This is a genomic window from Modestobacter sp. URMC 112 (assembly GCF_053502575.1).
In genome coordinates this window covers 3,519,563-3,545,352 of record NZ_CP199957.1, presented here as the reverse complement: position 1 = coordinate 3,545,352, position 25,790 = coordinate 3,519,563, and the positions used below count along the sequence as shown (strand labels likewise).

The 25,790-nt window shown below is 75.9% G+C and carries 22 protein-coding genes and 1 pseudogene; 19 read left to right on the top strand and 4 right to left on the bottom strand.

Annotation, left to right across the window (positions count from 1 at the left end):
* The 10 genes from ACWIX6_RS16740 (at position 1) to def (ending at position 12,213) form a co-directional block, all read left to right on the top strand.
* Entirely contained in the window at positions 1 to 783 is a 783-nt protein-coding gene (locus ACWIX6_RS16740) for an ABC transporter permease (protein WP_448613565.1), read from the top strand.
* Positions 780 to 1,622: an ABC transporter permease gene (locus ACWIX6_RS16735; protein ID WP_448613564.1), complete on the top strand. Its 843-nt coding sequence runs from the start codon at positions 780 to 782 to the stop codon at positions 1,620 to 1,622. The genes ACWIX6_RS16740 and ACWIX6_RS16735 overlap by 4 nt, the downstream gene beginning before the upstream one ends.
* Before the next feature lie 82 nt (positions 1,623 to 1,704).
* A complete protein-coding gene (locus ACWIX6_RS16730; protein ID WP_448613563.1) occupies positions 1,705 to 3,642 on the top strand; it encodes a TIGR03960 family B12-binding radical SAM protein in 1,938 nt (645 codons plus the stop codon).
* A complete protein-coding gene (locus tag ACWIX6_RS16725; protein WP_448613562.1) occupies positions 3,642 to 4,409 on the top strand; it encodes a TIGR03936 family radical SAM-associated protein in 768 nt (255 codons plus the stop codon). The genes ACWIX6_RS16730 and ACWIX6_RS16725 overlap by 1 nt, the downstream gene beginning before the upstream one ends.
* A 298-nt stretch (positions 4,410 to 4,707) precedes the next feature.
* On the top strand, positions 4,708 to 8,169 hold the full coding sequence (locus ACWIX6_RS16720; RefSeq protein ID WP_448613561.1) for an Rne/Rng family ribonuclease: 3,462 nt from the start codon (positions 4,708 to 4,710) through the stop codon (positions 8,167 to 8,169).
* Between the two features lie 174 nt (positions 8,170 to 8,343).
* Complete coding sequence (rplU, locus tag ACWIX6_RS16715; RefSeq protein WP_448613560.1) at positions 8,344 to 8,655, top strand: 50S ribosomal protein L21; 312 nt, start codon at positions 8,344 to 8,346, stop codon at positions 8,653 to 8,655.
* Positions 8,656 to 8,662: 7 nt separating this feature from the next.
* Positions 8,663 to 8,938 carry a 50S ribosomal protein L27 gene (gene rpmA / locus ACWIX6_RS16710; protein ID WP_448613559.1) on the top strand — a complete coding sequence of 92 codons (276 nt, stop codon included), beginning with the start codon at positions 8,663 to 8,665 and terminating at the stop codon, positions 8,936 to 8,938.
* 183 nt (positions 8,939 to 9,121) lie between these two features.
* Positions 9,122 to 10,603: a GTPase ObgE gene (obgE, locus tag ACWIX6_RS16705; RefSeq protein ID WP_448613558.1), complete on the top strand. Its 1,482-nt coding sequence runs from the start codon at positions 9,122 to 9,124 to the stop codon at positions 10,601 to 10,603.
* A complete protein-coding gene (gene proB, locus ACWIX6_RS16700) occupies positions 10,600 to 11,721 on the top strand; it encodes a glutamate 5-kinase (RefSeq protein ID WP_448613557.1) in 1,122 nt (373 codons plus the stop codon). Before obgE ends, proB begins: the two co-directional genes overlap by 4 nt.
* 12 nt (positions 11,722 to 11,733) lie before the next feature.
* The gene (gene def / locus ACWIX6_RS16695; protein WP_448613556.1) at positions 11,734 to 12,213 is read left to right on the top strand and encodes a peptide deformylase; all 480 of its coding nucleotides are present in this window, start codon (positions 11,734 to 11,736) and stop codon (positions 12,211 to 12,213) included.
* A 28-nt stretch (positions 12,214 to 12,241) separates the two neighbouring features.
* Here the strand turns inward: def and ACWIX6_RS16690 are convergent, their stop codons facing one another.
* From ACWIX6_RS16690 to ACWIX6_RS16675, 4 genes are read right to left on the bottom strand one after another with little or no spacing between them, the layout of a single operon-like run.
* A complete protein-coding gene (locus tag ACWIX6_RS16690; protein ID WP_448613555.1) occupies positions 12,242 to 12,658 on the bottom strand; it encodes a Fur family transcriptional regulator in 417 nt (138 codons plus the stop codon).
* On the bottom strand, positions 12,655 to 13,692 hold the full coding sequence (locus ACWIX6_RS16685; RefSeq protein ID WP_448613554.1) for a metal ABC transporter permease: 1,038 nt from the start codon (positions 13,690 to 13,692) through the stop codon (positions 12,655 to 12,657). The genes ACWIX6_RS16690 and ACWIX6_RS16685 overlap by 4 nt, the downstream gene beginning before the upstream one ends.
* A complete protein-coding gene (locus tag ACWIX6_RS16680) occupies positions 13,692 to 14,513 on the bottom strand; it encodes a metal ABC transporter ATP-binding protein (protein ID WP_448613553.1) in 822 nt (273 codons plus the stop codon). The genes ACWIX6_RS16685 and ACWIX6_RS16680 overlap by 1 nt, the downstream gene beginning before the upstream one ends.
* Positions 14,510 to 15,469 carry a metal ABC transporter substrate-binding protein gene (locus ACWIX6_RS16675; RefSeq protein ID WP_448613552.1) on the bottom strand — a complete coding sequence of 320 codons (960 nt, stop codon included), beginning with the start codon at positions 15,467 to 15,469 and terminating at the stop codon, positions 14,510 to 14,512. The genes ACWIX6_RS16680 and ACWIX6_RS16675 overlap by 4 nt, the downstream gene beginning before the upstream one ends.
* Positions 15,470 to 15,577: 108 nt before the next feature.
* On the opposite strand from ACWIX6_RS16675, the gene ACWIX6_RS16670 reads away from it, so the two are divergent.
* From ACWIX6_RS16670 to ACWIX6_RS16630, 9 genes and pseudogenes are all read left to right on the top strand, one after another.
* The gene (locus ACWIX6_RS16670) at positions 15,578 to 16,828 is read left to right on the top strand and encodes a glutamate-5-semialdehyde dehydrogenase (RefSeq protein WP_448613551.1); all 1,251 of its coding nucleotides are present in this window, start codon (positions 15,578 to 15,580) and stop codon (positions 16,826 to 16,828) included.
* 56 nt (positions 16,829 to 16,884) lie between these two features.
* Positions 16,885 to 17,778, top strand: a complete 894-nt coding sequence (locus ACWIX6_RS16665) for an AAA family ATPase (protein ID WP_448613550.1) — start codon at positions 16,885 to 16,887, stop codon at positions 17,776 to 17,778.
* Positions 17,778 to 19,214 carry a vWA domain-containing protein gene (locus ACWIX6_RS16660; protein WP_448613549.1) on the top strand — a complete coding sequence of 479 codons (1,437 nt, stop codon included), beginning with the start codon at positions 17,778 to 17,780 and terminating at the stop codon, positions 19,212 to 19,214. The genes ACWIX6_RS16665 and ACWIX6_RS16660 overlap by 1 nt, the downstream gene beginning before the upstream one ends.
* Positions 19,215 to 19,324: 110 nt before the next feature.
* Positions 19,325 to 20,116, top strand: coding sequence for a nicotinate-nucleotide adenylyltransferase (gene nadD / locus ACWIX6_RS16655; RefSeq protein WP_448613548.1), 792 nt, complete (start codon positions 19,325 to 19,327; stop codon positions 20,114 to 20,116).
* A complete protein-coding gene (gene rsfS / locus ACWIX6_RS16650; RefSeq protein ID WP_448613547.1) occupies positions 20,113 to 20,601 on the top strand; it encodes a ribosome silencing factor in 489 nt (162 codons plus the stop codon). The genes nadD and rsfS overlap by 4 nt, the downstream gene beginning before the upstream one ends.
* The gene (locus ACWIX6_RS16645; RefSeq protein WP_448613546.1) at positions 20,598 to 21,362 is read left to right on the top strand and encodes a histidine phosphatase family protein; all 765 of its coding nucleotides are present in this window, start codon (positions 20,598 to 20,600) and stop codon (positions 21,360 to 21,362) included. Before rsfS ends, ACWIX6_RS16645 begins: the two co-directional genes overlap by 4 nt.
* Positions 21,363 to 21,366: 4 nt before the next feature.
* Positions 21,367 to 22,317 carry a DegV family protein gene (locus ACWIX6_RS16640; RefSeq protein WP_448613545.1) on the top strand — a complete coding sequence of 317 codons (951 nt, stop codon included), beginning with the start codon at positions 21,367 to 21,369 and terminating at the stop codon, positions 22,315 to 22,317.
* A gap of 134 nt (positions 22,318 to 22,451) precedes the next feature.
* The gene (locus ACWIX6_RS16635; protein ID WP_448613544.1) at positions 22,452 to 23,360 is read left to right on the top strand and encodes a ComEA family DNA-binding protein; all 909 of its coding nucleotides are present in this window, start codon (positions 22,452 to 22,454) and stop codon (positions 23,358 to 23,360) included.
* A 115-nt stretch (positions 23,361 to 23,475) separates the two neighbouring features.
* Positions 23,476 to 25,578 (top strand): annotated as a pseudogene (locus tag ACWIX6_RS16630) (ComEC/Rec2 family competence protein); the annotation flags it as partial.
* Positions 25,579 to 25,790: the final 212 nt, after the last annotated feature.

The window sequence follows — 25,790 nt, the reverse complement described above, 5'->3', positions numbered from 1 at the left end:
GTGTCCGCCGTCCTCAGCACCGGAGCCCGCGCCCACGCCGCCCAGCGGCTGACGGCCTACCGGCATTTCTGGCGCAGCAGCCTGGTCAGCAGCGTGGTCGAGCCGGCGCTGTTCCTCGCCGCCATGGGGCTCACCCTCGGGGTGCTGGTCGACCGCGGCCCCGGCCTGCCCGGCGGTCTGTCCTACCTGGACTTCCTCGCGCCGGGTCTGCTGGCCGCGGCCGCGATGCAGATCGGCAGCTTCGAGTCGACCTACCCCGTGCTCGGCTCCATCCGGTGGGACAAGACCTACGAGGCGGTGCTGGCCACGCCCGCCGGGGCGCGCGACCTCCTGGTCGGGCACCTGCTGTTCGTCGCATTCCGGGTCGGGACGTCGGCGGCGATGTTCCTCCTGGTGCTCGTCCTCTTCGGTGCCGCGGCCAGTCCGCTGGTCGTGCTGGCCTGGCCGGCCGCGCTGCTGACCGGGCTGGCCTTCGCCGCCCCGATCACCGCGTTCTCCGCCCGGCTGGAGAACGACAGCGGGTTCGCCGCCCTCCAGCGGTTCCTCATCCTGCCGATGTTCCTGTTCTCCGGGACGTTCTTCCCGGTCGACCAGCTGCCGGCGGTGCTCCAGGGGGTGGCGTACGCGACGCCGCTGTGGCACGGGGTGGCGCTGTCCCGCGGGCTGGCCCTCGGCTCGCTCGACGGGTGGTCGGCGCTGGGGCACGTCGGCTACCTGGCGGTGTGGCTGGTCGGCGGCGTCCTGCTGGCGCTGCGGTCCTTCCAGCGGCGGCTGGTCACGTGAGCACCGGCACGCTGGACCAGGCCCCGCCGCGACCGGCGTCGCTGCTGCTGCGGATCGTGCCGCTGCACTCGCTGTCCCCCCGCCGCGCGGGGCAGCTGGTGTACCGCAACCTGCTCGTCGCCAGGCGCACCTGGGTGCTGTTCGTGTCCGGCCTGTTCGAGCCGTTCTTCTACCTGCTGTCGATCGGCGTGGGCATCGGCGGGCTGGTCGGCGGCGTCGTCACCGACACCGGCGCGACGCTGTCCTACCAGCAGTTCGTCGCCCCCGGCCTGCTGGCCGCGGCGGCGATGAACGGTGCCATCTACGACGCGGTCTTCAACCTGTTCTTCAAGCTGCGCTACTCGAAGCTGTACGACGCGGTGCTGGCCACGCCGCTGTCGGCGGCCGACGCCGCGGTGGGGGAGACGGCGTGGTCGCTGATGCGCGGCGCGACCTACTCCGCCGCGTTCCTCGGGGTGATGGGCGTGCTGGGGCTGATCGGCTCGTGGTGGGCGGTCCTCGCGCTGCCGGCGGCGGTGCTCATCGGCTTCGCGTTCGCGGCGGTCGGCCTGGCGGCCACCACGTTCCTACGCGGCTGGCAGGACTTCGAGTTCGTCCAGCTGGCGCTGTTGCCGCTGTTCCTGTTCTCGACCACCTTCTACCCGCTGTCGACCTACCCGGGGCCACTGCAGGTCGTCGTCCAGTGCACCCCGCTCTACCACGGCATCGAGCTGGTCCGCGGCCTGGTGACCGGGGACGTGCACTGGTCCCTGCTCGGACACGTGGCCTACCTCGCCGTGATGGGGCTGCTCGGCCTGGCCGTCGGTGCCCGCCGGCTGTCGAAGCTGCTGCTGAAGTGACCGGTCGGACTCGTCCAGGGACCCGTCCCGGGCCTGCGAAGGGCCCGGGGGGACGGGGTCCGTCGACTACCCTGGACCGGTCATGACTGTGGACTCGCTCTACCCCCAGCTGGAGCCCCTGCTCGCGCAGGTGCAGAAGCCGATCCAGTACGTCGGCGGTGAGCTCAACGCCCAGACCAAGCCGTGGGACGACGTCGCCGTCCACTGGGCGCTGATGTACCCCGACGCCTACGAGGTCGGGCTGCCCAACCAGGGCCTGATGATCCTCTACGAGGTGCTCAACGAGCGCCCCGACGCCCTCGCCGAGCGCACCTACGCCGTCTGGCCCGACCTGGCCGCGCTGATGCGCGAGGCCGGCGTCGGCCAGTTCACCGTCGACAGCCACCGCCCGGTCGCCGCCTTCGACGTGCTCGGCGTCAGCTTCGCCACCGAGCTCGGGTACACCAACCTGCTCGAGGCGCTCGACCTCGCCGGCGTCCCGCTGCACGCGGTCGACCGCGACGAGAGCCACCCGGTCGTCGTCGCCGGCGGGCACGCCGCGTTCAACCCGGAGCCGGTCAGCGACTTCGTCGACTGCGCCGTCCTCGGGGACGGCGAGCAGGTCGTCGGCGACATCACCGACGTCGTCAAGGCGTGGAAGGAGCAGGGCCGCCCCGGCGGGCGGGTCGAGCTGCTGGCCCGGCTGGCCCGGGTCGACGGCGTCTACGTCCCGCGGTTCTTCGCCGTGTCCTACGCCGGCGACGGGACGATCGCCGCCGTCCAGCCGACCCGGGACGACGTGCCCGCGCGCGTCGGCAAACGCACCGTGATGGACCTCGACGAGTGGCCCTACCCCAAGCAGCCGCTGGTCCCGCTGGCCGAGAGCGTGCACGAGCGGATGAGCGTGGAGATCTTCCGTGGCTGCACCCGCGGCTGCCGGTTTTGCCAGGCCGGGATGATCACCCGCCCGGTCCGCGAGCGCACCATCACCGGCATCGGCTCGATGGTCGACGCCGGGCTCAAGGCCACCGGCTACGAGGAGGTCGGGCTGCTGTCGCTGTCCAGCGCCGACCACTCCGAGATCGGCCAGCTGGCCAAGGAGCTCGCCGACCGCTACGAGGGCACCAACACCGGCCTCTCGCTGCCGTCGACCCGGGTCGACGCGTTCAACGTGACGCTGGCCAACGAGCTGTCTCGCAACGGGCGCCGCTCCGGGCTGACCTTCGCCCCCGAGGGCGGCAGCGAGCGGATCCGCCGGGTGATCAACAAGACCGTGTCCAAGGAGGACCTGGTCCGCACGGTCACCACCGCCTACGCCAACGGCTGGACGCAGGTGAAGCTCTACTTCATGTGCGGCCTGCCCACCGAGACCGACGAGGACGTGCTCGAGATCGCCGACCTGGCCGTCGAGGTCATCCGGGCCGGCCGCGAGGCCAGTGGTCGCAAGGACATCCGCTGCACCGTCTCGATCGGTGGCTTCGTGCCCAAGCCGCACACCCCGTTCCAGTGGGCCGCGCAGGCCAGCGCCGAGACGATCGACCACCGGCTGCGGGTACTGCGCCAGAAGATCAACGAGGACCGGCGGATCGGCCGCTCCATCGGCCTGCGCTACCACGACGGCAAGCCCGGGGTGATCGAGGGACTGCTGTCCCGCGGCGACCGCCGGGTGGGCCGGGTCATCGAGCGGGTGTGGCGCGAGGGCGGCCGGTTCGACGGCTGGAGCGAGCACTTCTCCTACGACCGCTGGACGGCGGCGGCCGCCGAGGAGCTCGCCCCCTACGGCGTGGACCTGGACTGGTACACCACCCGCGAGCGCACCGAGCACGAGGTGCTGCCCTGGGACCACCTGGACTCCGGGCTGGACAAGGAGTGGCTCTGGGACGACTGGCGAGAGGCCTTGAGCGAGGAGGAGGTCGCCGACTGCCGGTGGACCCCCTGCTACGACTGCGGCGTCTGCCCGACCATGGGCACCGAGATCCAGATCGGCCCCACCGGCCGCAGCCTCATCCCGCTGACCCCGGTCACCACCGCCGCACGCTGATGGCCCGCCAGCCCACCGGGCCGCCCCCGCCGCCGACGGTGCAGAAGCTGCGGCTGCGCTACACCAAGCGCGGGCCGCTGCGCTTCGCCTCCCACCGGGACCTCGCCCGGGCGCTGGAGCGCGCGCTGCGCCGGGCGCAGGTGCCGATGGCGTTCTCCGCCGGGTTCAGCCCGCACCCCAAGATCTCCTACATGGGCGCCGCCCCCACCGGCACCGCGTCCGAGGCGGAGTACTTCGAGATCGGGCTGGCCGAGCGGCGGGACCCCGAGCAGGTGCGGGTCGCGCTGGACGCCTCGCTGCCCCCGGGCATCGACGTCGTGGAGTGCGTCGAGGCGGGGGAGGGGACCGGGTCGCTGGCCGACCGGCTCGACGCCACCCGCTGGCGGATCGACCTGCCCGGCGTGGACGCCGCCGAGCTCCGCGCGGCCGTCGCCGCGCTGCTCGAGGCCGAGGTCGTCACGGTGACCAAGCGGACCAAGGACGGCACCCGGGACGTCGATGCCCGGGCCGCCGTGGTCGGCGCGACGGTCGCCGAGGAGGCCGGGCATGCCATACTGCACGTGGTCGTACGTCAGCTCGCGCCGACGGTCCGACCGGACGACGTGATGGCCGCCCTGGCTGTCGTCGCCGACCTGCGCCCGCCGTTGCCCATCCGGGCCGTGCGTGAGGCGCAGGGCCGGCTCGACGACAGTGGTGACGTCGCTGATCCGCTCGAGCCCGATCGTGCGGTGCGCTCCTGCTGCCAGGAGGAGCGCGCGCCGGTCTGACCGGTGGGTCCGGGAGCCGGACGTCGCCCAGCGCACCACGTCTGCCAGCCGTGGACCACGTCGACTCAGCACCGCCGCACGACCGCGATCAGCACCACCGCGTTGAGCACCACCGTGATCAGCACGCCGCACCACCGGGCCCCAGCCGCACCGGCCGGGGCGCGACCCCAGACTTCGCGGGCCGGGCGCATCCACCGCACGCTGCGGTGGGCCCGGACCGCCCAACCCGCGTCCCTGCGCGGCCGCCAGTCGGACACCTCTGATCGGCGCCCGGGGACGCACAGGAGGCGAGCCCTTCGTGGCCGACCACATGGACGAGGACATCCCCGCGACCGAACAGGCGGCGGCCCCGGCCGAGCAGCCCGGACCGTCGCCCACCATCCCGCAGGACGACGGGCAGCCCGAGGTGCTGCCGGAGGAGCCCGGCGACGACCCTGCCGACGACGCCGCCGATGACGCGACCGCCGACCCAGCGGACGGGCTGATCGCCGAGCCGCCCGCCGACCGGCCCGCCGACGAGGCGCCGGAGGAGGAGGCGACCGCCGCGCCGGCGGTCGACCTCGTCCCGGACCCCGCCCCGACCGCCGAGCCCGCCGCCGCGACAGCCGAGCCCAGCGCCCCGGCCGCCCCCGAGCTCGCGCCGTCCCCCGAGCCCGAGCCGGTGGACGAGCCGGTCGGGGGCCTCTTCGGCGCCCAGTTCAGCAGCCCGGAGCCCACCACCGTCACCGCCCGGCCGCGCCGCCGGGCCACCCGCCCGGCGCTGTCCGCCGACCCCGACTCCGTCGAGCCGGCGCCGGCCCCGGCCGCGCCGGTCATCCCGGCCTTCGTCACCTTCGTGGCCCCCGAGCCCGAGGTCGCCGCACCGCGGCGGCGCAGCCGCCGCGCGCAGGCCGAGTCGCCGGTCGACGCCCCGGTGGAGACCCCCGCCGCGGCGCCCGCCGATGGCCCCTCCGACGCCGGGGACACACCCGAGGACGACGCGCCCGCCCCGCGCCGCGGCCGCAGCCGTCGCCGGGCACTCGCCGAGCCGTCCGCGGCCGACGACGGCGACACCGCCGAGCCGACCCCCCGGCGGGGCCGGCACGCCGAGCCGGTGGACGCCGAGACCGACACCGACACCGACGAGGCGGTCGAGGAGACCGACACCGAGGACGCCGAGGACCGCGACTCCGACGACACCGGCTCCGGCAGCCGCCGCCGTCGCCGCGGCCGCCGGGGTCGGGGCCGGGGCCGCAGCGGGGACGACGGCGCGGAGGGCGACGAGGACGCCATCGAGGCCTCCGCCGAGGACGTCGCCGACGAGGCCGACACCCCGGCCGACGCCTCCGCCGACGAGCCCGCCGGTTCGGACGACGCCGAGGACGAGGACGACACCGAGGACGGCGACGCCGCGACCGGGTCGACCACCCGCCGGCGCCGCCGTCGCCGCCGCCGCGGCGAGAGCAGCGCCACGTCCGAGGACGCCCCCGAGGACGCCGACGACCGCCCCGAGCGGGCCGGCCGCAACGGCCGGACGTCCAGTGACGACGACGTCCGCGGGGTCGCCGGCTCGACCCGCCTGGAGGCCAAGCGGCAGCGCCGCCGGGAGGGCCGCGACGGTGGCCGCCGCCGCGCGCCGATCCTGTCCGAGTCCGAGTTCCTGGCCCGCCGCGAGGCCGTGGACCGGGCGATGGTCATCCGCCAGCAGGGCGAGCGCACCCAGATCGCCGTCCTCGAGGACGACGTGCTGGTCGAGCACTACGTCACCCAGGCGCAGGCGACGTCCTTCGCGGGCAACGTCTACCTCGGCCGGGTGCAGAACGTGCTGCCCAGCATGGAGGCCGCGTTCGTCGACATCGGCAAGGGGCGCAACGCCGTCCTCTACGCCGGTGAGGTCAACTGGGACGCCGCCGGGCTCACCGGCAAGTCCCGCTCCATCGAGCAGGCCATGAAGTCCGGCGACAAGGTCCTGGTCCAGGTGACCAAGGACCCGATCGGCCACAAGGGCGCCCGGCTCACCCAGCAGATCAACCTGCCCGGCCGCTTCCTGGTCTACGTGCCCGGCGGCTCGATGACCGGGATCAGCCGCAAGCTGCCGGACAAGGAGCGCACCCGGCTCAAGGACGTCCTCAAGAAGATCGTCCCCGAGGACGCCGGCGTCATCATCCGGACCGCCGCGGAGGGCGCCTCGGAGGAGGAGCTCACCCGCGACGTCGCCAGGCTGCAGGCGCAGTGGGAGGTCATCCAGACCAAGGCGTCGTCGACCAGCAACGCGCCGACGCTGCTGTACGGCGAGCCCGACCTCGCCATCCGGGTCATCCGCGACGTCTTCAACGAGGACTTCAAGCGGCTCGTCGTCCAGGGCGACGACGCCTGGGACACCGTCGAGGCCTACGTCGCGCACGTGTCCCCGGAGCTGTCCGAGCGGCTGCAGCGCTACACCGGCACCGGCGACGTCTTCCGTGACCTGCGGATCGACGAGCAGCTGATGAAGGCGCTGGACCGCAAGGTCTGGCTGCCCTCGGGCGGCTCGCTGGTCATCGACCGCACCGAGGCGATGACCGTGGTCGACGTCAACACCGGCAAGTTCGTCGGCTCCGGTGGGAACCTCGAGCAGACGGTCACCCGGAACAACATCGAGGCGGCCGAGGAGATCGTCCGCCAGCTCCGGCTCCGCGACATCGGCGGCATGATCGTCATCGACTTCATCGACATGGTGCTGGAGAGCAACCGCGACCTGGTGCTGCGCCGGCTCACCGAGTGCCTCGGCCGGGACCGCACCAAGCACCAGGTCGCCGAGGTCACCTCGCTCGGCCTGGTCCAGATGACCCGCAAGCGCGTCGGCCAGGGGCTGCTCGAGGTCTTCTCCGAGCCGTGCGAGCACTGCCGCGGCCGCGGGGTCGTGGTCTCGGTCGAGCCGGTGGACGAGAAGCGGCGCAGCCGCGGCGACTCGCCCGGCAGCGGCGGCGGGAGCAACAGCGGCGGCAACGGCGGGGGCGGCAACGGCGGCGGCCGGCGGGACCGCGACCGCTCGGGTCGCGACCAGGCCGACCAGGGCCGGGCCGAGACCGTCGAGCAGCCGGCCGGCGAGGCCCCGGCGACCGACGACACCCCGGAGACGGCGGACACCCCGTCCGAGGGACGCAGCGGGCGGCGCAGCCGCGGCCGGCGCGGCCGCGGGCAGTCCGGTGAGGCGCGCGCCGCCGAGGACGCCGCCGTGCTGGCCGGCACCCGGGACGCCGACGGCCCGACGACCGGCGAGGTCGACGCGGGCACGCTGGCCGAGGCCGTGCACGAGTCGGTGGGGGAGGAGCTGGCCGCCACCGCGGTGGCCGCGCCCGACGACTCCGCCCTGCCCGAGCCGGACGAGGACGACGCGCCGACCGGCGACGTCCCCGAGGCCGGCGACCAGCCGATCGACCAGGTCGAGGACCAGCCGACGGAGCAGGCCGGCGTGCCGGTCCCGGAGAGCGCCGCACCGGAGTCGGCCGGGACGGGCGACACGCCCTCCCTCGCCGCCGAGCTCTCCCCGGCCGAGCTGCCCCCGGTGACCGGGGGCCTGACGCTCACCACGGTCACGGCGGACGACGAGCCGGCGCCCGGCCCGTCGCCCGACGGGGGACCGCAGGGGTCGTCCGCGACGCCGGAGGCGGCCGAGCCCGCGCCGCAGCCCGCGGCCGAGGAGTCTGTGGTCGAGCCGGTCGAGGACGAGCCCGTGGTCGCACCGGCGCGCCCGCGGCGTCGCCGGGCGGCCTCCCGCCCGGCCGGCCCGCCGGCGTAGCAGAGATGGACCGCGTTCGACCCGGGCAGCGGCGCTCGGGTACGCTGGACGGGTTGCATCGCCACGGGCCGCGCACCTCGCGTGCCGCCGCGTCGGCGTCCGCGGCCCGTCCAGCACCCGGCCCCGTACCGGTCGTGCGCGCAGGACACGAGAGAACCGATCGAGGAGTCAGTGGTGTACGCAGTCGTCAAGGCCGGTGGCAAGCAGCACAAGGTGGGGATCGGTGACACGTTCACCGTCAACCGCCTCGTCGGGGAGGCCGGTGACACCCTCACCCTCCCGGCCGTGCTCCTGGTCGACGGGGACACCGTCACCGCCGACGCCCAGGCCCTCGCCGGCGTCACCGTGACCGGTGAGATCGTCGGCCACGGCAAGGGCCCGAAGATCCACATCCACAAGTTCAAGAACAAGACCGGCTACCACAAGCGGCAGGGGCACCGTCAGCCCCTGACCGACGTCGTGGTCCGCGACATCACGAAGGGCTGACGACGACATGGCACACAAGAAGGGCGCCTCGTCCTCCCGCAACGGCCGCGACTCGAACGCGCAGCGCCTCGGCGTCAAGCGCTTCGGCGGCCAGGTCGTCAAGGCCGGCGAGATCATCGTCCGCCAGCGCGGCACCCACTTCCACCCGGGTCTGGGGGTCGGCCGCGGCAAGGACGACACCCTGTTCGCCCTGGTCCCCGGCGCGGTGACCTTCGGCTTCCGCCGCGGCCGCCGCGAGGTCACCATCTCCGCCGTCCCGGCCCGCGAGACCGTCCCGGCGTAAGCAGTTGACGGCCCCGTCCCGAGGCTCGGCCCGAGGAACGAGGGCTGAGGAGGACGGGGTCCTTTCTGGGGTGGCGGCGCCGATCGGGCGCCGCCACCCGTTTCCATTCGGCCCCGTTCAGAGGCTCGGCCCGAGGAACGAGGGCTGAGGGGAACGGGTCCTCCCTGAAGAGAGGCGGCGACCATGGCCGCTTTCATCGACCGCGTGACCGTGCACGTGGCAGCCGGCAAGGGCGCCAACGGGGTCAGCTCCGTCCACCGTGAGAAGTTCAAGCCCCTCGGTGGCCCCGACGGCGGCGACGGCGGTGACGGCGGCGACGTCGTCCTCGAGGTCGACGGCAGCGTGCACACGCTGCTGGACTTCCACCACCACCCCCACCAGCGCGCCGGCAACGGCAAGCAGGCAGCCGGCAACTACCGCAACGGCGGCCGGGGCGCTGACCTGGTGCTCCGCGTCCCCTCCGGCACCGTGGTCAGCGTCGACGGCCAGCAGGTCGCCGACCTGGTGGGCATCGGCGCCCGGTACGTGCTTGCCCGCGGCGGCAAGGGCGGGCTGGGCAACGCCTCGCTGGCCAACGCCCGCCGCAAGGCCCCCGGTTTCGCCCTCCTCGGGGAGCCCGGCGACGCCGTCGACGCGGTGCTGGAGCTCAAGAGCGTCGCCGACGTCGGGCTGGTCGGCTTCCCGTCGGCGGGCAAGTCCTCGCTGGTGTCGGCCATGTCCGCGGCCCGGCCCAAGATCGCCGACTACCCCTTCACCACCCTGGTGCCCCAGCTGGGCGTGATCCGCTCCGGCGACACCACCTACACGATGGCCGACGTCCCCGGCCTCATCCCCGGCGCGTCGCTGGGCAAGGGGCTGGGCCTGCAGTTCCTCCGGCACGTCGAGCGTTGCGCCGTCCTGGTGCACGTCGTCGACATGGCGACGATGGAGCCCGGCCGGGACCCCGAGACCGACATCGTCGCGCTCGAGCACGAGCTGCGGGAGTACGGCGGCGAGGAGCTGGACCTGGTCGGCCGGCTGCGCATCGCCGTCCTCAACAAGATCGACGTCCCGGACGCCCGCGACCTCGTCGACCTGGTCCGCGCGCCGCTGGAGGAGCGCGGCCTGCAGGTCTTCCCGGTGAGCGCCGCGACCGGCGAGGGCCTGCCCGAGCTCGGCTTCGCGCTGGCCCGGGCGGTCGAGGAGCACCGCGCCGCGCTGCCCGCGGCCCCGGTCGCGCCGATCACCGTCGTCCCCAAGGCGGTCGACGACGGCGGCTTCACCGTCGAGGCCGACCCGCGCACCGACGGCTGGCTGGTCCGCGGCGTCCGGCCGGAGCGCTGGGTCCGGCAGACCGACTTCACCAACGACGAGGCGGTCGGCTACCTCGCCGACCGGCTCAACCGGCTGGGCGTCGAGGACGAACTGGCCAAGGCCGGCGCCGTCCCCGGCGACGCGGTCACCGTCGGCGACGTCACCTTCGACTGGGAGCCGACCCTGCCGGCCGGCACCCTGACCACCGAGGAGACCGCGGGCCTCGGCGGCCGCGGCACCGACACCCGGCTGGAGAGCGACAGCCGGATCCGGGCCAAGGAGCGGCTGGCGGCCAAGAAGGCCCGCCGGGTGCCCTACGAGCTGACGCCGCTCGACGACCCCGACGACGCGCCCCTCGACGACGACCGGTGAGCGTCCGACCGGAGATCGCCGGCGCCCGGCGGGTCGTGGTCAAGGTCGGGTCCTCCTCGCTGACCACCCTGCCCGGCGGCCTGGACACCGAGCGGCTGCGCGCACTCGTCGACGTCCTCGGGACGCTGCGCGCCGCCGGCCGCGAGGTGGTGCTGGTGTCCTCGGGCGCCATCGCCGCCGGCCTGGCGCCGCTCGGGCTCACCGGCCGCCCGCGGGACCTCGCCACCGCCCAGGCGGCGGCCAGCGTCGGCCAGCTCCGGCTGGTGCAGACCTACGCCGACGCCTTCGCCGTCCACGGCGTCACGGTCGGGCAGGTGCTGCTGACCGCCGACGACCTCACCCGGCGCAGCCACTACCGCAACGCCCGGCAGACCGTGGAGCGGCTGCTGACGCTCGGCGCGCTGCCGATCGTCAACGAGAACGACACGGTGGCCACCGAGGAGATCCGGTTCGGCGACAACGACCGGCTCGCCGCACTGGTGGCGCACGTCGCCGTCGCCGATGCGCTGGTGCTGCTGTCGGACGTGGACGGCGTCTACGACGGCGACCCGCGCAGCGGCCCGGCCCAGCTGATCGACACGGTGCGCGGCCGCGCCGACCTGGCCGCGGTGGCCCTCGGCTCGGCCAGCCGCAACGGGGTGGGCACCGGCGGGATGGCGACGAAGGTGGAGGCCGCCTTCATCGCCTCGGCCGCCGGGGTGCCCGTCGTCGTCACCTCGACCCCGCAGGCCGCCGCCGCGCTGGCCGGTGAGCACGTCGGCACGCTGTTCGCCGCCTCCGGACGCCGGCCGTCGGGCCGGCAGTTCTGGCTGCGGTACGCCAGCCGCCCCCGCGGCCGGCTGCTGCTGGACGACGGCGCGGTGCGCGCCGTCCGCGAGCGGCACGCCTCCCTGCTGGCCGCCGGCATCACCGGCGTGACCGGGGAGTTCCTGGCCGACGACCCGGTGGAGCTGGTCGGCCCGGACGGCGTGGTCGTCGCCCGGGGGCTGGTCGCCTACGACGCCCGCGAGCTGCCGGACCTGCTGGGGCGCAAGAGCGGGGACCTGCCGCCCGAACACCGCCGGGAGGTCGTGCACCGGGACGAGATGGTGCTCCTCGGGCGCCGCACCAGGGGCTGAGAGACTGCCGCGGTGACGATCCGCCCCATCCGCGAGCTCGGTGACCCCGTGCTCCGCACGCCCGCCGACCCGGTGCGCCGCTTCGACCGTGACCTCGCCGCCCTGGTCCGCGACCTGGAGGACACCGTCGACCACCCCGGCCGGGCCGGTCTGGCGGCCCCGCAGATCGGCGTGGGGCTGCGGGTCTTCTCCTACAACGTCGAGGGCGTCATCGGCCACCTGGTCAACCCGGTGATCACCGAGCGGTCCGAGGAGACCCAGGACGACGACGAGGGGTGCCTGTCCATCCCCGGGCTGTACGCGCCCACCGTCCGGGCGATGCGCTGCGTGGCCGAGGGCGTCGACGTGCGCGGGGAGCCGCTGCGGCTGGCCGGCTCGGGACTGATGGCGCGGTGCCTGCAGCACGAGGTGGACCACCTGGACGGCAAGCTGTTCGTCGACCGGCTCACCGGCGAGGCCCGCAAGCGGGTGCTCCGCGCGCTGCGGAGCTAGCGGAAGGGCCCCGGCGGCGGTCGCGCGGTCAGCCGGCGGCGCTGCAGGTGGCGCAGGTCCCGAAGACCTCCACCTGGTGCTGGACGTCGGCGAACCCGTGCTCGGCGGCGACCCGGGCGGCCCAGCGCTCGACCGGCGGGTCGGCGACCTCCACCGTCCGGCCGCACGAGCGGCAGACGAGGTGGTGGTGGTGCACCGGCGAGCACCGCCGGTAGGCCGCCTCGCCGTCCGGGCTGCGCAGCACGTCCAGCTGCCCGTCGTCGACCAGGGCCTGCAGGGCGCGGTAGACCGTCGCCAGCCCCACCGCGTCCCCCCGCTCCCGGAGCAGCGCGTGCAGGTCCTGGGCGCTGCGGAACCCGTCGAGGTCCTCGAGCAGGGCGAGCACCGCGCTGCGCTGCCGGGTGGTCCGGCGAGGGGAGGGATCGGCCGGCTCGGGTCCGCTCACGCCTGTCCCGCCGTCCCCGGCGTCGTCACCGGGTGCCCGTCCGGGGTGGCGTGGCCGTGCTCGTCGTAGTGCACACCGGTCCCGGTCCGGTGCGGGGCGTGCCGGTGCCCGTCGTGGTCGTAGTCCACGTGGTCCTCGTGCAGCACCGCCGGGTGCCCGCACCCGTCGCCGTGCTCGTGCGGGTGCGCCGCGTGCACCTCGGCCCGGCGCCGGTGGCGCCGTCCCGACGTGGCCTCGCGCAGCGTCACCGCCGCGGTGACGAGCAGGAACACCGCGATCGCCAGCAGCACGATCGTGCCGCCGGACGGCGTCCCCGCGTAGTAGGAGGTGGCCGTGCCCGAGACGCTGACCACCAGCCCGGTGCCGCAGGCCAGGTACACCGTCTGCCGGAAGCTGCGGGCGACCAGCTGCGCGACGGCGCTGGGCACGATCATCAGGGCGCTGATCAGCAGCAGCCCGACCACCCGCATCGACAGCACCACCGTCGCCGCGACCAGGGCGGCCAGCACGATGTTCAGGCCGAGCACCGGGAGCCCGACAGCGCGGGCGTACTCCTCGTCGTCGCTCACCGCGTACAGCCGCTGGCCGAGCAGCCCCACGACGAGGAGGACGACCACGGTGATCACCGCGAACACCGCGAGGTCCCCGGCGCTCGTGGTGGTGATCGCGCCGAAGAGGTAGGCGTCGAGGTTGGTCGCCTGGCCGCGCGGCGCCTGGCTGAGCAGCACGACGCCGCCGGCGATGCCCCCGTAGAAGAGCACGGCGAGCGCGACGTCCCCGCTGGTGCGTCCCCGGGCGCGGACCAGCTCGATGAGCACCGCCCCGAGGACGGCGGCGACCAGCGCCGTCCCGACCGGCGCGGTGGCCGTCAGCACGCCGACGGCCACGCCGGTGAGGGCGACGTGGCCCAGGCCGTCGCCGAGCAGCGAGAGCCGGCGCTGCAGCAGGAAGACCCCGACGGCGGGCGCCACCAGCCCGACCATCAGGGAGGCCAGCAGCGCCCGCTGCATGAACCCGTAGTCCAGGAAGTCCATCACCGGTCCCCCCTCCGGCTCCGCGCTCCGGCCGGTGACCGCGGGTGCAGCAGGGAGCCGTCGGCGTCGGCCGGAGGGGCGCAGTGGTGCCCACCGGCGCCGGCGTCCAGCTCGGCGCCGGCGAGCGGCCCGTTGTAGCCGATCCGCCCGTGGTCCACGACGACGGCCCGGGTGAGGACGCCGGCCAGCGGGCCGGTCTCGTGGGTCACCACGACCAGGGTCGTGCCGGCCGCCGACAGCTCGCCGAGCACCGCGGCGAGCGTCTCCTGGCTGGAGGCGTCGACGCCGGCGGTCGGCTCGTCCATGATCAGCAGCTCCGGACCGGCGGCCAGGGCCCGGGCGACCAGCACCCGGCGCTGCTGCCCGCCGGACAGTGAGGCGACCGGGTCGCCCAGCCGGTCGCTGAGCCCGACGGCCGCGACGGCGTCGGCGACGGCGCGCCGGTCGACGGCGTTCAGCCGGCGGAACAGACCCGAGCGGGCCAGCCGGCCGACCGAGACGACCTCCCGGACGGTGGCCGGCACCGCGCCGCTGACGGTGTGCCGCTGCGGCACGTACCCGACCCGGCCGCGCTCGCTGAGTCGGCCGACCGGGGCGCCGAGCACCTCCACCTGACCGCCGAGGACGGCGGCCAGGCCCAGCAGACCCCGGGCCAGGGTCGTCTTGCCCGAGCCGTTGGAGCCCAGGACGGCGACGGCCTCGCCGCGCCGCACGGCCAGGTCCGCCTGCACGACGATCGGCACGTCGCCGTACCCGATGCTGGCGTGCCGGAGCCGGATGGCGTCGTCGCGGTCGGGGACGGCCGGGGTGGCGGGCGTCATGGACAGGACTGGCCCTCCTGCAGCGTCGCCAGGTTGGCCCGCATGACGGCCAGGTAGTCCTCGCCGGCCGACTCGTCGGTCAGCCCCTCCAGCGGGTCGAGGACGGCGGTCCGCACCCCGGCCTCGTCGGCCACCGTCTCGGCGACCGCCGGGTCGACGAGCGTCTCGGTGTAGACGGTGGTCACGCCGCGCTCGGTGACCAGGTCGGCGATCTCGGCCAGCTGCGCGGAGCTGGGCTCCTGCGAGGGGCTGAGCCCGCTGATGCCGACCACCTCGAGACCGTACCGGTCGGCGAGGTAGCCGAAGGCGTCGTGGCTGGTGACCAGGGTGTCCACGGCGCAGCCGGCCAGCGCGTCCTGCATCTCGGTGTCCAGCTGCTCCAGGTCGGCGCGCAGGGCGGCGGCGTTCTCCTCGTAGCCGGCGGCGCCGTCGGGGTCGACCTCGGCCAGCCGCTCGGAGAACGCGTCCGCCACGCCGGCCAGCCGGACCGGGTCCAGCCAGAAGTGCGGGTCGACGGCCTCGCCCTCCTCCTCGTGCCCTGCCTCGTGCTCCTCGCCCTCCTCGCCGTGCGCGGCCTCGTCATGCGCCGCGGCGGAGAGGGAGAGGTCGGCGGCCTGCCCGGCGTCCCAGGCCCGCTCGCCCGCCTCGGACGCCGCCGCCTCGTCCAGGGCGGGCTGGAACCCCTCGAGGTACACCAGCAGGTCGGCCTCGGAGACCGCGGCGACGTCCTGGGGGGACAGCTCCAGGTCGTGCGCCTCGGCTCCGGGCGGCGTCAGGGAGGACACCGAGACGCCGTCCCCGCCGACGCGCGAGGCCACCCACTCCAGCGGGTAAAAGCCGGCGACGACCTGGACGCCGTCCTCGCTCCCGGCCCCGCCGGCGTCCCCGCCGCACGCGGTGAGCAGCAGGGCGGCCGCGGCGGTCGCCGCCACGGCGGTGGAACGAGTCATCGACATGGCCATGAGAATCATTCTCGCATAGCGCTCGGGCGGACGGCGGGGGTCCCGGGCCCCGGGTCGGCGGCGCGGCGTCCTGGCGGGGACGGGCCGCGTAACCTCGTCCGCGTGTCCGCCGCCGAGTTCCCGCTGATCGGGGCCGCCGCGGAGCGTGCCCGGAAGGCCGCCCGCGTGCTGCGCACCCTGCCCACCGAGGCCAAGGACGCCGCCCTCACGGCGATGGCCGACGCGCTGCTGGAGCGCACGGACGAGGTGCTCGCCGCCAACGCCGCCGACGTGGAGGCAGCCGCGGCCGAGGGCACCCCGGCCTCGGTGCTCGACCGGCTGCGGCTGGACCCGGCCCGGGTGGCCGGCGTCGCCGACGCGCTGCGCCAGCTGGTCGCGCTGCCCGACCCGGTGGGCGACGTCGTCCGCGGCTCGACGCTGGCCAACGGGCTGCAGCTGCGGCAGGTGCGGGTGCCCCTGGGCGTGGTCGGCATCGTCTACGAGGCGCGCCCGAACGTGACCGTCGACGCCGCCGGGCTGTGCGTGAAGAGCGGCAACGCCGCCCTGCTGCGCGGCTCGGCCTCGGCGCACCGGACCAACACCGCCCTGGTCGCCGTGCTCACCGAGGCCGCCGAGAAGGCCGGGCTGCCCGCCGGCTCGATCGCCCTGCTGCCGGCCGACCGCGCCTCGGTCGGCGAGCTGCTCAACGCCCGCGGCCTGGTCGACGTGGTCATCCCGCGCGGCGGGGCGTCGCTGATCCAGCGGGTGGTGCAGGAGGCGCGGGTGCCGGTCATCGAGACCGGCGTCGGGAACTGCCACGTCTACGTCGACGCCTCCGCGGACCCGGCGACGGCCGAGGCGATCGTGCTGAACGCCAAGACCTCGCGGGTCAGCGTGTGCAACGCGGCGGAGACGCTGCTGGTGCACCGCGACGCCCCGGTGCTGCCCCGGCTGATCGAGGCGCTGGCCGGCGCGGGCGTCACGCTGCACGGCGACGAGCGGGCCCGCGCCGTCTCCGACGCGGTCCTCGCCGCGACCGACGAGGACTGGGCGGCCGAGTACCTGTCGATGGACATGGCGGTGCGGGTCGTGGACGACCTGCCGCAGGCGCTGGACCACATCGAGCGGTGGGGGAGCGGGCACAGCGAGGCCATCGTCGCGGACTCCGCGCGGGCGATCGCCGAGTTCACCGCCGGGGTGGACGCCGCCGCCGTCCTGGTCAACGCCTCCACCCGGTTCACCGACGGCGGCGAGTTCGGCTTCGGCGCCGAGATCGGCATCTCCACCCAGAAGCTGCACGCCCGCGGTCCGCTGGGCCTGCCCGAGCTGACCTCGACGACCTACGTCGTCACCGGTTCCGGGCACGTCCGCTGATCCCCACCCGGCTCCGCTGACCCGCGGCCGAGCCGGCCCGTCCGACGAGGAGCCGCATGCCCCGCCCGCCGACGCACGCCGCCCAGTTCGCCGACGTGGCGGACGTGGCCGCGCGGCTCACCGCCGCCGGCTACCTCCCCGACGCGCAGATCGCCACGACGGTGTTCCTCGCCGACCGGCTGGGCAAGCCACTGCTGGTCGAGGGCCCGGCCGGGGTGGGCAAGACCGAACTGGCCAAGGCGCTGGCCACGGCCACCGACGCCGAGCTCATCCGGCTGCAGTGCTACGAGGGCCTGGACGAGGCCCGCGCGCTGTACGAGTGGAACTACAAGAAGCAGCTGCTGCGGATCTCCGCGGCGGGCGCGGGCACCGAGGGCGGGGCGGACTGGGACGCCGTGCACGACGACGTCTTCGGTGAGGAGTTCCTGCTCGCCCGGCCGCTGCTGACCGCGATCCGGCGCACCGACCCGACCGTGCTGCTCATCGACGAGACCGACAAGGCCGACGTCGAGGTCGAGGGCCTGCTGCTGGAGGTGCTCAGCGACTTCCAGGTCACCATCCCCGAGCTCGGCACGATCACCGCCGTCCGCCGTCCGCTCGTGGTGCTCACGTCCAACGCGACCCGCGAGCTGTCCGAGGCGCTGAAGCGGCGCTGCCTGTACCTCGCGCTGGACTACCCCAGCGCCGAGCGCGAGCGGGAGATCGTCCTGTCCCGGGTGCCCGACCTGGCCCCGGCGCTGGCCGACCAGCTGGTGCGCACGGTGCGCGCGATGCGGGCGCTGGAGCTGAAGAAGGCGCCGTCGATCTCCGAGACGCTGGACTGGGCGCAGACCCTGCTGGCCCTCGGCCTGGACACCCTGGACCCGGCCACGGTCGGGGCCACGCTGGGCGTGGTCCTCAAGCACGCCAGCGACCAGGTCCGGGCCGCCGCCGAGCTCCGGCTGAACTGATGCCGCCCGCGCCGCTCGTCACGCCCGGTGGGCTGGCCGGGCACCTGGACGGCTTCGTGCGCGCCGTCCGGGAGGCCGGGATCCCGGTCGGCATCAGCCAGGCCGTGGACGCCGCCGAGGTGCTCACCGTGGTCGACCTGCTCGACCGGGAGCAGCTGCGGCACGGGCTGGGTGCGGTGCTGCTGCAGCGGGCGGCGCAGCGGCCGGCCTTCGACGTCCTGTTCGACCTGTGGTGGCCGCTGACCGACCGGCCGGTCGCCGGCTTCCAGGCAGCCGAGGAGGGCTCCGAGGACGGCGACCCCTCCGACGGCGACCTGCTGCCGCTGGCCGGTGGGGACCCCGGGGAGCTGGCCGAGCTGCTGCGGGCGCAGTTGCTGCGGCTGCTGCTGGCCGGGGACGACGACTCGCTGCGCCGGTTCGCCCGGCAGGCCGTCGACGTGTTCGGGCAGGGGCAGCCCTCGCCGGCGGGGCAGTCCTTCTTCAGCTACCGGGTGCTGCGCGCGCTGTCCCCGGACACGCTGATGGCCGCGCTGGTGCAGGGCCTGCTCGGCGGCGACGAGCGCGGCGGGCTGGCCGAGCAGGTCGCCCGGCACACCGGCCGCGAGCGCATCGCGGCCTTCCGCGCCGCGGTCGAGGCCGAGGTGCGGCGGCGGACGGCGGCGGAGAAGGGCCGGGACAAGGTCGCCCGGACCGCGGTGCGCCCGCTGGCCGACCAGGTGGACTTCCTGCGCGCCCAGCAGGCCGACCTGGCCGAGCTGCGCCGCACCGTGGCGCCGCTGGCCCGGCGGCTGGCCGCCCGGCTGTCCGCCCGCCGCCGGCTGGGCCGGGAGGGCCGGCTGGACTTCCGGCGGACCGTGCGGTCGTCGCTGGCCACCGGCGGGATGCCGCTGGTCACCCACCACCGGCCGCGGGCGGTGCACAAGCCCGAGCTGGTGGTGCTCTGCGACGTCAGCGGCTCGGTGGCCGGGTTCAGCCACTTCACCCTGATGCTCACCCAGGCGCTGCGGGAGCACTTCTCCGGCGTGCGGGCCTTCGCGTTCGTGGACTCGACCGACGAGGTGACCCGGTTCTTCCGCCCGGGCGCCGACGTGGTGGACGCCATCGCCCGGATCGGGCGGGAGGCCGACGTGGTGTCCTTCGACGGGCACAGCGACTACGGCAACGCCTTCGAGGTGTTCGCCGAGCGGTGGCCGGCGGCGGTCGGGCCGAAGACGTCGTTGCTCGTGCTCGGCGACGGGCGGACCAACTACCGCCAGCCCGGTCTGCCCACCCTCGCCGACCTGGTGCGCCGCTCCCGCTCGGCCTACTGGCTCAACCCCGAGCCGCGCCGGCTGTGGGGCAGCGGGGACTCCGCCGCGGACCGGTACCGCGACGTGCTGCCCATGGTGGAGGTGCGCACGGCCGCGCAGCTCGCCGACTTCGTCACGACGCTCTGATCAAGGACCCCGTCCCCCTCACCCCTCGCAAGCTCGGGGCGAGCCTCCGGACGGGGCCAGCCCTCGCAGGAGGGCCGCGGGGTCCGGCGGGGAGCGGTTACGCTCGGCCGATGGCAGCGGGACGACGACTCGGGGTGATGGGCGGCACGTTCGACCCCGTGCACCACGGTCACCTCGTCGCCGCGAGCGAGGTCGCCGACCTGTTCGGTCTCGACGAGGTGGTCTTCGTGCCCACCGGGCAGCCCTGGCAGAAGACCGACCGGGAGGTCAGCCCGGCCGAGGACCGCTACCTGATGACCGTCATCGCCACCGCCTCCAACCCGCGCTTCTCGGTGAGCCGGGTCGACATCGACCGCGGCGGCACGACGTACACCGTGGACACGCTCGGTGACCTGCGCGGCCAGCACCCCGACGCCGAGCTGTTCTTCATCACCGGCGCGGACGCCCTGGCCCAGATCATGAGCTGGCGCGACAACGCGCGGCTCTTCGACATGGCCCACTTCGTCGGCGTCACCCGGCCCGGGTACCAGCTGGCCGGCTCGCACCTGCCCGAGGGCGCGGTCAGCCTGGTCGAGGTCCCCGCCCTGGCGATCAGCTCCACCGGCTGCCGGGACCGGGTGCGGCGCGGCTCACCGGTCTGGTACCTGGTGCCCGACGGCGTCGTGCAGTACATCGAGAAGCGGGGCCTGTACCGGGACCCCGAGCCGGTGGCCGCCGACGGCGGCGCGCTCCCGGGCAGCCGGCTGCGGCTGACCCGGCCCGACCGCCCGCCGGCCCCGCCTGAGCACCCGTCGGTCCCACCCGAGCACCCGTCGGTCCCACCCGAGCACTCGTCGGCCCCGGCTGACGCCCCCGACCCCGGGGACCTCCCGTCCCCCGATCTGCAGGAGATCCCCCGATGACCGCCTCGGCCGAGGCCCGCGAGACCGCGCTGATCGCTGCGCAGGCTGCCGCCGACAAGCTCGCCACCGACGTGTCCATCGTCGACGTGAGCGACCGGCTGGCCATCACCGACGCCTTCGTCCTGGCGTCGGCGCCCAACGAGCGCCAGGTCCAGTCCATCGTCGACAGCGTGGAGGAACAGCTGCGCGCCCACGGGGTGAAGCCCGTGCGCCGCGAGGGCGTCGCCGAGGGGCGCTGGGTGCTGCTGGACTTCGTCGACATCGTCGTGCACGTCCAGCACGCCGAGGAGCGCGCCTACTACGCCCTCGAGCGGCTGTGGAAGGACTGCCCGGTCATCCCGTTCACCGACCGGGCGGCCCGCCCGGCCGGCGGCGCTGCCGGACCGGCCGGCACCCCGGCTGCCGGGCCGGCCACCGACCCCGCGGCCGGTGCCGACGGGGACAGCTCCACCGGCAGCGGCGAGCCGGGCCCGACCGGCCGGTGAGCGACGCCGCTGCACCCCCGCGGGTCGCCCGGCTGGTGCTCTGGCGGCACGGCCGCACCGAGTGGAACGCCGGTGGCCGGTTCCAGGGTCAGCTCGACCCGCCGCTGGACGCCGTGGGCCGGGCGCAGGCCGCCCGCACGGCGGCACACCTGGCGACCACGCTGGCCGGTGAGCCGACGGTGCTGGTCTCCAGCGACCTGGTCCGCGCCCGGGCCACCGCCGAGGCGCTGTCGCCGCTGCTCGGTGTCCCGGTGCGCCTGGACGAGCGGCTGCGCGAGCACGGGCTCGGCTCCTGGGAGGGACTGACCCGGGACGAGGTCGCCGAGCGGCACCCCGAGCAGTTCGCCGACTGGCTCGACGGGCGTCCGGTCCGCGGACGGGGCGGGGAACCGGCCGAGGCGGTCGCGGCGCGGGCCCTGGCGGCGGTCGCCGACCTGCCGCCGTCCGGCACCGCCGTGCTGGTGACCCACGGCGGCACCGCCGGCCGTCTCGTCGAGGCGCTGCTGGGGCTCGGTGTCGACCACCGGCGGCTGTTCGGTCCGCTGGGCAACTGCCACTGGAGCGAACTCTCCTACCAGTCGACCCGCTGGCGGCTGATGCGGCACAACAGCTCGGTGCCCGCGCCGCCCGACGGGACGCCTCCACCGGCTGCCGGCCCCGACCGGTCCGGCGAGGCGCCTCTCGGCGTGCTGGCCCCGGCCGGGGCGAACCCCGAGGAGGCCCCGGCGACCGGTGCCCAGGATGCCGACGCCACCTCTTGATCCGGTGCGTGCCCGGCCCGCCGCCGGGTCCGTCGCCGTGGTCACCGACTCCACCGCCTACCTGCCGCACCACCTGGTCGAGCGGTACGACGTCGAGGTCGTGCCGCTCTACGTGGTGCTGGCCGGCCGGTCGGGTCGCGAGGGCAGCGACGTCACGCCCGGGGAGGTGGCGCGCGCGCTCGGTGTCCGGGGTGGGCAGGTGACCACGTCCCGGCCCACGCCGGGGGACTTCGTGGCCGCCTACCGCCGCCGGCTGGCCGCCGGCGCGGACCGGATCGTCTCGGTCCACCTGTCCGGGGAGCTCTCCGGCACCTGGGACGCCGCCCGGCTGGCCGCGGCGCAGGTGGGTGAGCACCTGGTGACCGTGCTCGACTCGCGCTCGGCGGCCATGGGCAGCGGGTTCGCCGTGCTCGCCGCCGCTCGGGCCGCCGCCGCCGGAGCCGGTGCGGAGGAGGTCGCCGCCGCTGCCCGCGCGACCGCGGCGGCCACCCGCGTCTTCTTCGTCGTCGACACCCTGGAGCACCTGCGGCGGGGCGGGCGGATCGGCTCCGCGGCGGCGCTGTTCGGGACCGCCCTGGCCGTCAAGCCGCTGCTGCACGTCACCGACGGGCAGGTGGTCGGCCTGGAGAAGGTGCGCACGTCCAGCCGGGCGATCAGCCGGATCGTGCAGCGGGCCGTCGACGTCGCCGGCGAGGGACCGGTGGACGTCGCCGTGCACCACCTCGACGCACTCGAACGGGCCCAGCGCCTCACCGACCAGCTCACCGCTCGGCTCCCCCGCATCCGGGAGCTGCACCTGAGCGAGATCGGCGCCGCCATCGGCGCGCACGTCGGCCCAGGTGCGGTCGGCGTCGTCATCGACCCCTCGCCGCGTCCGGACGCTGCGTCGGCGGCGTCCCCCGACCAGGCCACGGACGACGGCCCGGACGACGACGGTGATCGACCGGCGGACTGAACGGAGCGGGGTCACGGCGCCACCCTGACCGGAGACGCCTGCCGGTGTGCTCGTCCGTCCACAGCCGGGTCCGCCGTCCACAGGGCCGGCCGGCGGAGGACCGGCGGCGGCCGGACGGCCTAGCGTCCGGCTGCGTGCGCCCCTCCGCCCGTCGCAGTGACGACGCCGACGTCATCCGGGCACGGTTGCGTGCGGTGCTCGCCGAGATGGGCCGGCAGCCGGGGTGGGTGCCGCCCGACGACCTGCTGGACGGCGACGGGGACCCCGCCGCCGACAGGCAGCCCGGCCGGCCTGGTCCGCTGCTGCGGGCTCCGGCGCACCACACGGACGACCTGGACCACGTGGACGGCGATCCGGACGCGGACGACCCTGACGACGGGCTGCCCGGCGGGCTGGGCCGGCACCGGGCACCCGGGTCGGCCGCCCGGCTGGACCCCGGACGTCCCGGCGCCCGGGCGCTGTGCGCCACTGCCCTGGCGGCCGCGGTGCTGGTCGGCGGCTGGACCTGGGCCGACCGCCCGGAGGTCGAGCCGGTGACCGCCGGGGTGGCCGCGACGTCGCCGGCCGCGTCCCCGGGCCCGTCCGCGGCGCCGACCGAGCCGAGCCCGGCGCCCCCGTCCAGCGCGGTGCTGGTCGTCTCGGTGGTCGGCCAGGTGGCGAGACCCGGCCTGGTCACGCTGCCGGTGGGGTCGCGGGTGGCCGACGCGCTCACCGCGGCCGGCGGGCTGCTGCCCGAGGCGGACCCCGCGGCGGTGAACGCCGCGGCGCTGCTCACCGACGGCCAGCAGGTCGCGGTGGGTGTGCCCGGTGCCCCCGCGGGAGCGCCGCCGGGGACCGGCGGCGCCGGCACCGGCCTGCTGGACCTGAACGCGGCGACGGTCGCCGACCTGGACGCCCTGCCGGGGATCGGGCCGGTGCTGGCCCAGCGCATCGTCGACCACCGGGCCACGCAGGGGCCGTTCACCAGCGTCGAGCAACTGGACGACGTCAGCGGCATCGGGCCGGCCATCTACGCCGAGCTGGCAGAGTTGGTCACCGTCTGACCCGCCGGAGCACAGGGGTCCGACGATCCGACGCACGGCGTCCACAACAGCGGCTGCCGTCCACAGACCGGCCGCGCGCCCGGTCCCGGAACCCTCGCGCTCCTAGCGTCGCGGTGTGGGGGTGCGGCGGCGGCAGACGGTGGACCGGTGGTCGTGGGTGGACCTCCGGCTCGTCCCGCCCGCGCTCACCGTGTGGGCCTGCACGCTGCTGGCGCCGTGGTCGAGCCCCCCGGTGCTCGGCGCGGTGGCGGCCGGGTGCGCCGGCGGAGCGGCGGTCCTGCTCCGCCGCGCCGGCCGGGACCTGCCGCGACGGGGACCGGGCCGGCCGGTCCGCAGCCGGAACGGCGTCTTTCTGGCCGTCGGCTGCCTGGCCGCGGCCGCCGCGGTGTCCGCGGTGGCCGCGGTGCGGGCCGCCGAGCGGTCAGCTTCGCCGTTGCCCGGGCTCGCCGCGGCGGAGGCCGTGGTCCCCGTCGTCGTGCAGCTGACCGACGACCCGCGCCCGCTGACCGGGGCCGGAGCACCTCGCGTGCTGGTGGCGGCCGACGTCCGGCAGGTCGCCGGGGCCGCGGTGCCCGACACCCCGGTGCTGGTCTTCGGGGCGGCGGAGGAGTGGACCGGGCTGCTGCCCGGGACCTCGGTGCGGCTCCGGGTAGCAGCCCGCCCGGCCGAGGACGGCGACACGGTGGTGGCGGTGCTCTCGGCGCGGTCCCCGCCGGAGCCGGTCGACGGTCCGGAGCGCCTGCAGGAGGGGGCCGGCGTCCTGCGGTCGGGGCTGGCCGACGCGGCACAGCGCGCACTCGAGCCGCGTCCGGCAGGGCTGCTGCCCGGCCTCGTGGTCGGTGACACCAGCGCTCTGGACCCGGTGCTGACCGCCGAGTTCCGCCGGGCGGGACTGGCGCACCTGACCGCGGTGTCCGGGGCCAACGTGGCCATCGCGATCGCCCTGGTCCTGTGGCCGCTGCGCCGCCGCGGGGTCGACCGCCGGGTGCAGGCGGCCGTGGGCCTGCTGGCGCTCGCCGGGTTCGTGGTGCTGGCCCGCCCCGGGGCGAGCGTGCTGCGGGCGGCGGCGATGGGCGCGGTGGTGCTGCTCGCGCTGGCGTCGGGCCGGGCTCGGGCCGCGGTGCCGGCGCTGGCGGCAGCGGTGTGCGTGCTCCTGCTCCTCGACCCGGCGCTGGCCCGCGACGCCGGGTTCGCGCTGTCAGTGGCGGCGACGGCGGCCATCGTGCTGCTCGCCGGCCCCTGGTCCCGCGCCCTGAGGCGGCGCGGCGTCCCGCGGCCGGTGGCGGACGCCCTGGCGGTCAGCGCGGCCGGCGGGCTGGCCACCGCACCTCTGGTGGCGGCGCTGTCGGGCGTGATCAGCCTGGTGTCGCTGCCGGCCAACCTGCTGGCCGCCCCGGCCGTGGCGCCCGCGACGGTGCTCGGCCTGCTGGCCGCCCTGATCTCGCCGGTCGCCCCGCCGCTGGCCACGGCGCTGTGCTGGCTGGCGGGCTGGCCGGTCCGCTGGCTGGTGCTGGTCGCCGAGCGCGCGGCCGCGCTGCCGGACGGGGCCACCGGCTGGCCGGCGGGAGCCGGTGGCGCGCTGCTGCTCACCGTCCTGCTGGTGGCCGTCGCCGCCGCGCTGCTGTGCCGGCCGCGGCTGCGCCCGCTGGCCCTCGCCGTCCTGCTCGGCGCGGTGCTGGTCGGCTGGCCGCTGCGGCAGGTGACCCGCGGCTGGCCGCCGTCGGACACCCTGCTGGTGGCCTGCGACGTCGGACAGGGTGACGCGCTGGTGCTGCCCACGGGGCGGAGCGAGGCGGTGCTGGTCGATGCCGGTCCCGATCCGGTGCTGGTCGACGGGTGCCTGACCCGGCTGGGCGTCCAGCGGCTGCCGCTGGTCCTGCTCAGCCACCTGGACGCCGACCACGTGGGCGGGCTGGCCGGTGCGCTGGCCGGGCGTGCGGTCGGCGAGGTGGCCACCGGCACGTTGGCGCCCACCGACGACCGGGCCGGGGCGCTGGCCGAGATGGTCGGGGAGGCCGGCACGCGGCACGTGGTGCTGGCGCCCGGGGAGCACCGCACGGTCGGCGGGCTGGCCCTGGAGGTGCTGGCGCCGGAACCGGCCGAGGCCACCGCCGGCGCGGAGCCCAACGACCTGTCGCTGGTCGTGCGCGCCACCCAGCGGGGCATCCGGGTGCTGCTGACCGGCGACCTCGGCGCCGAGGCCGAGCGCGGGATCCTCGCGTCGGGCGTCGACCTGTCCGCCGACGTGCTGAAGGTGCCGCACCACGGCAGCGCCGACGCCGACCCGGACTTCCTGGCCGCGAGCGGTGCCCGGGTGGCGCTGGTGTCCGTGGGCGCGGACAACACCTACGGCCACCCCACCGCCCGGTTGCTGGACCTGCTGGCCCGGGACGGCATGCGGGTGCACCGCACCGACTCCGGCGGCGACCT

Bases quoted from the DNA above. Each gene is read 5' to 3' on its own strand.
- ACWIX6_RS16730 (WP_448613563.1), top strand. From the start codon at position 1,705: ATGACTGTGGACTCGCTCTACCCCCAGCTGGAGCCCCTGCTCGCGCAG.
- ACWIX6_RS16725 (WP_448613562.1), top strand. From the start codon at position 3,642: ATGGCCCGCCAGCCCACCGGGCCGCCCCCGCCGCCGACGGTGCAGAAG.
- rpmA (WP_448613559.1), top strand. From the start codon at position 8,663: ATGGCACACAAGAAGGGCGCCTCGTCCTCCCGCAACGGCCGCGACTCG.
- obgE (WP_448613558.1), top strand. From the start codon at position 9,122: ATGGCCGCTTTCATCGACCGCGTGACCGTGCACGTGGCAGCCGGCAAG.
- ACWIX6_RS16685 (WP_448613554.1), bottom strand. From the start codon at position 13,692: ATGGACTTCCTGGACTACGGGTTCATGCAGCGGGCGCTGCTGGCCTCC.
- ACWIX6_RS16680 (WP_448613553.1), bottom strand. From the start codon at position 14,513: ATGACGCCCGCCACCCCGGCCGTCCCCGACCGCGACGACGCCATCCGG.
- ACWIX6_RS16675 (WP_448613552.1), bottom strand. From the start codon at position 15,469: ATGTCGATGACTCGTTCCACCGCCGTGGCGGCGACCGCCGCGGCCGCC.
- ACWIX6_RS16665 (WP_448613550.1), top strand. From the start codon at position 16,885: ATGCCCCGCCCGCCGACGCACGCCGCCCAGTTCGCCGACGTGGCGGAC.
- ACWIX6_RS16660 (WP_448613549.1), top strand. From the start codon at position 17,778: ATGCCGCCCGCGCCGCTCGTCACGCCCGGTGGGCTGGCCGGGCACCTG.
- nadD (WP_448613548.1), top strand. From the start codon at position 19,325: ATGGCAGCGGGACGACGACTCGGGGTGATGGGCGGCACGTTCGACCCC.
- rsfS (WP_448613547.1), top strand. From the start codon at position 20,113: ATGACCGCCTCGGCCGAGGCCCGCGAGACCGCGCTGATCGCTGCGCAG.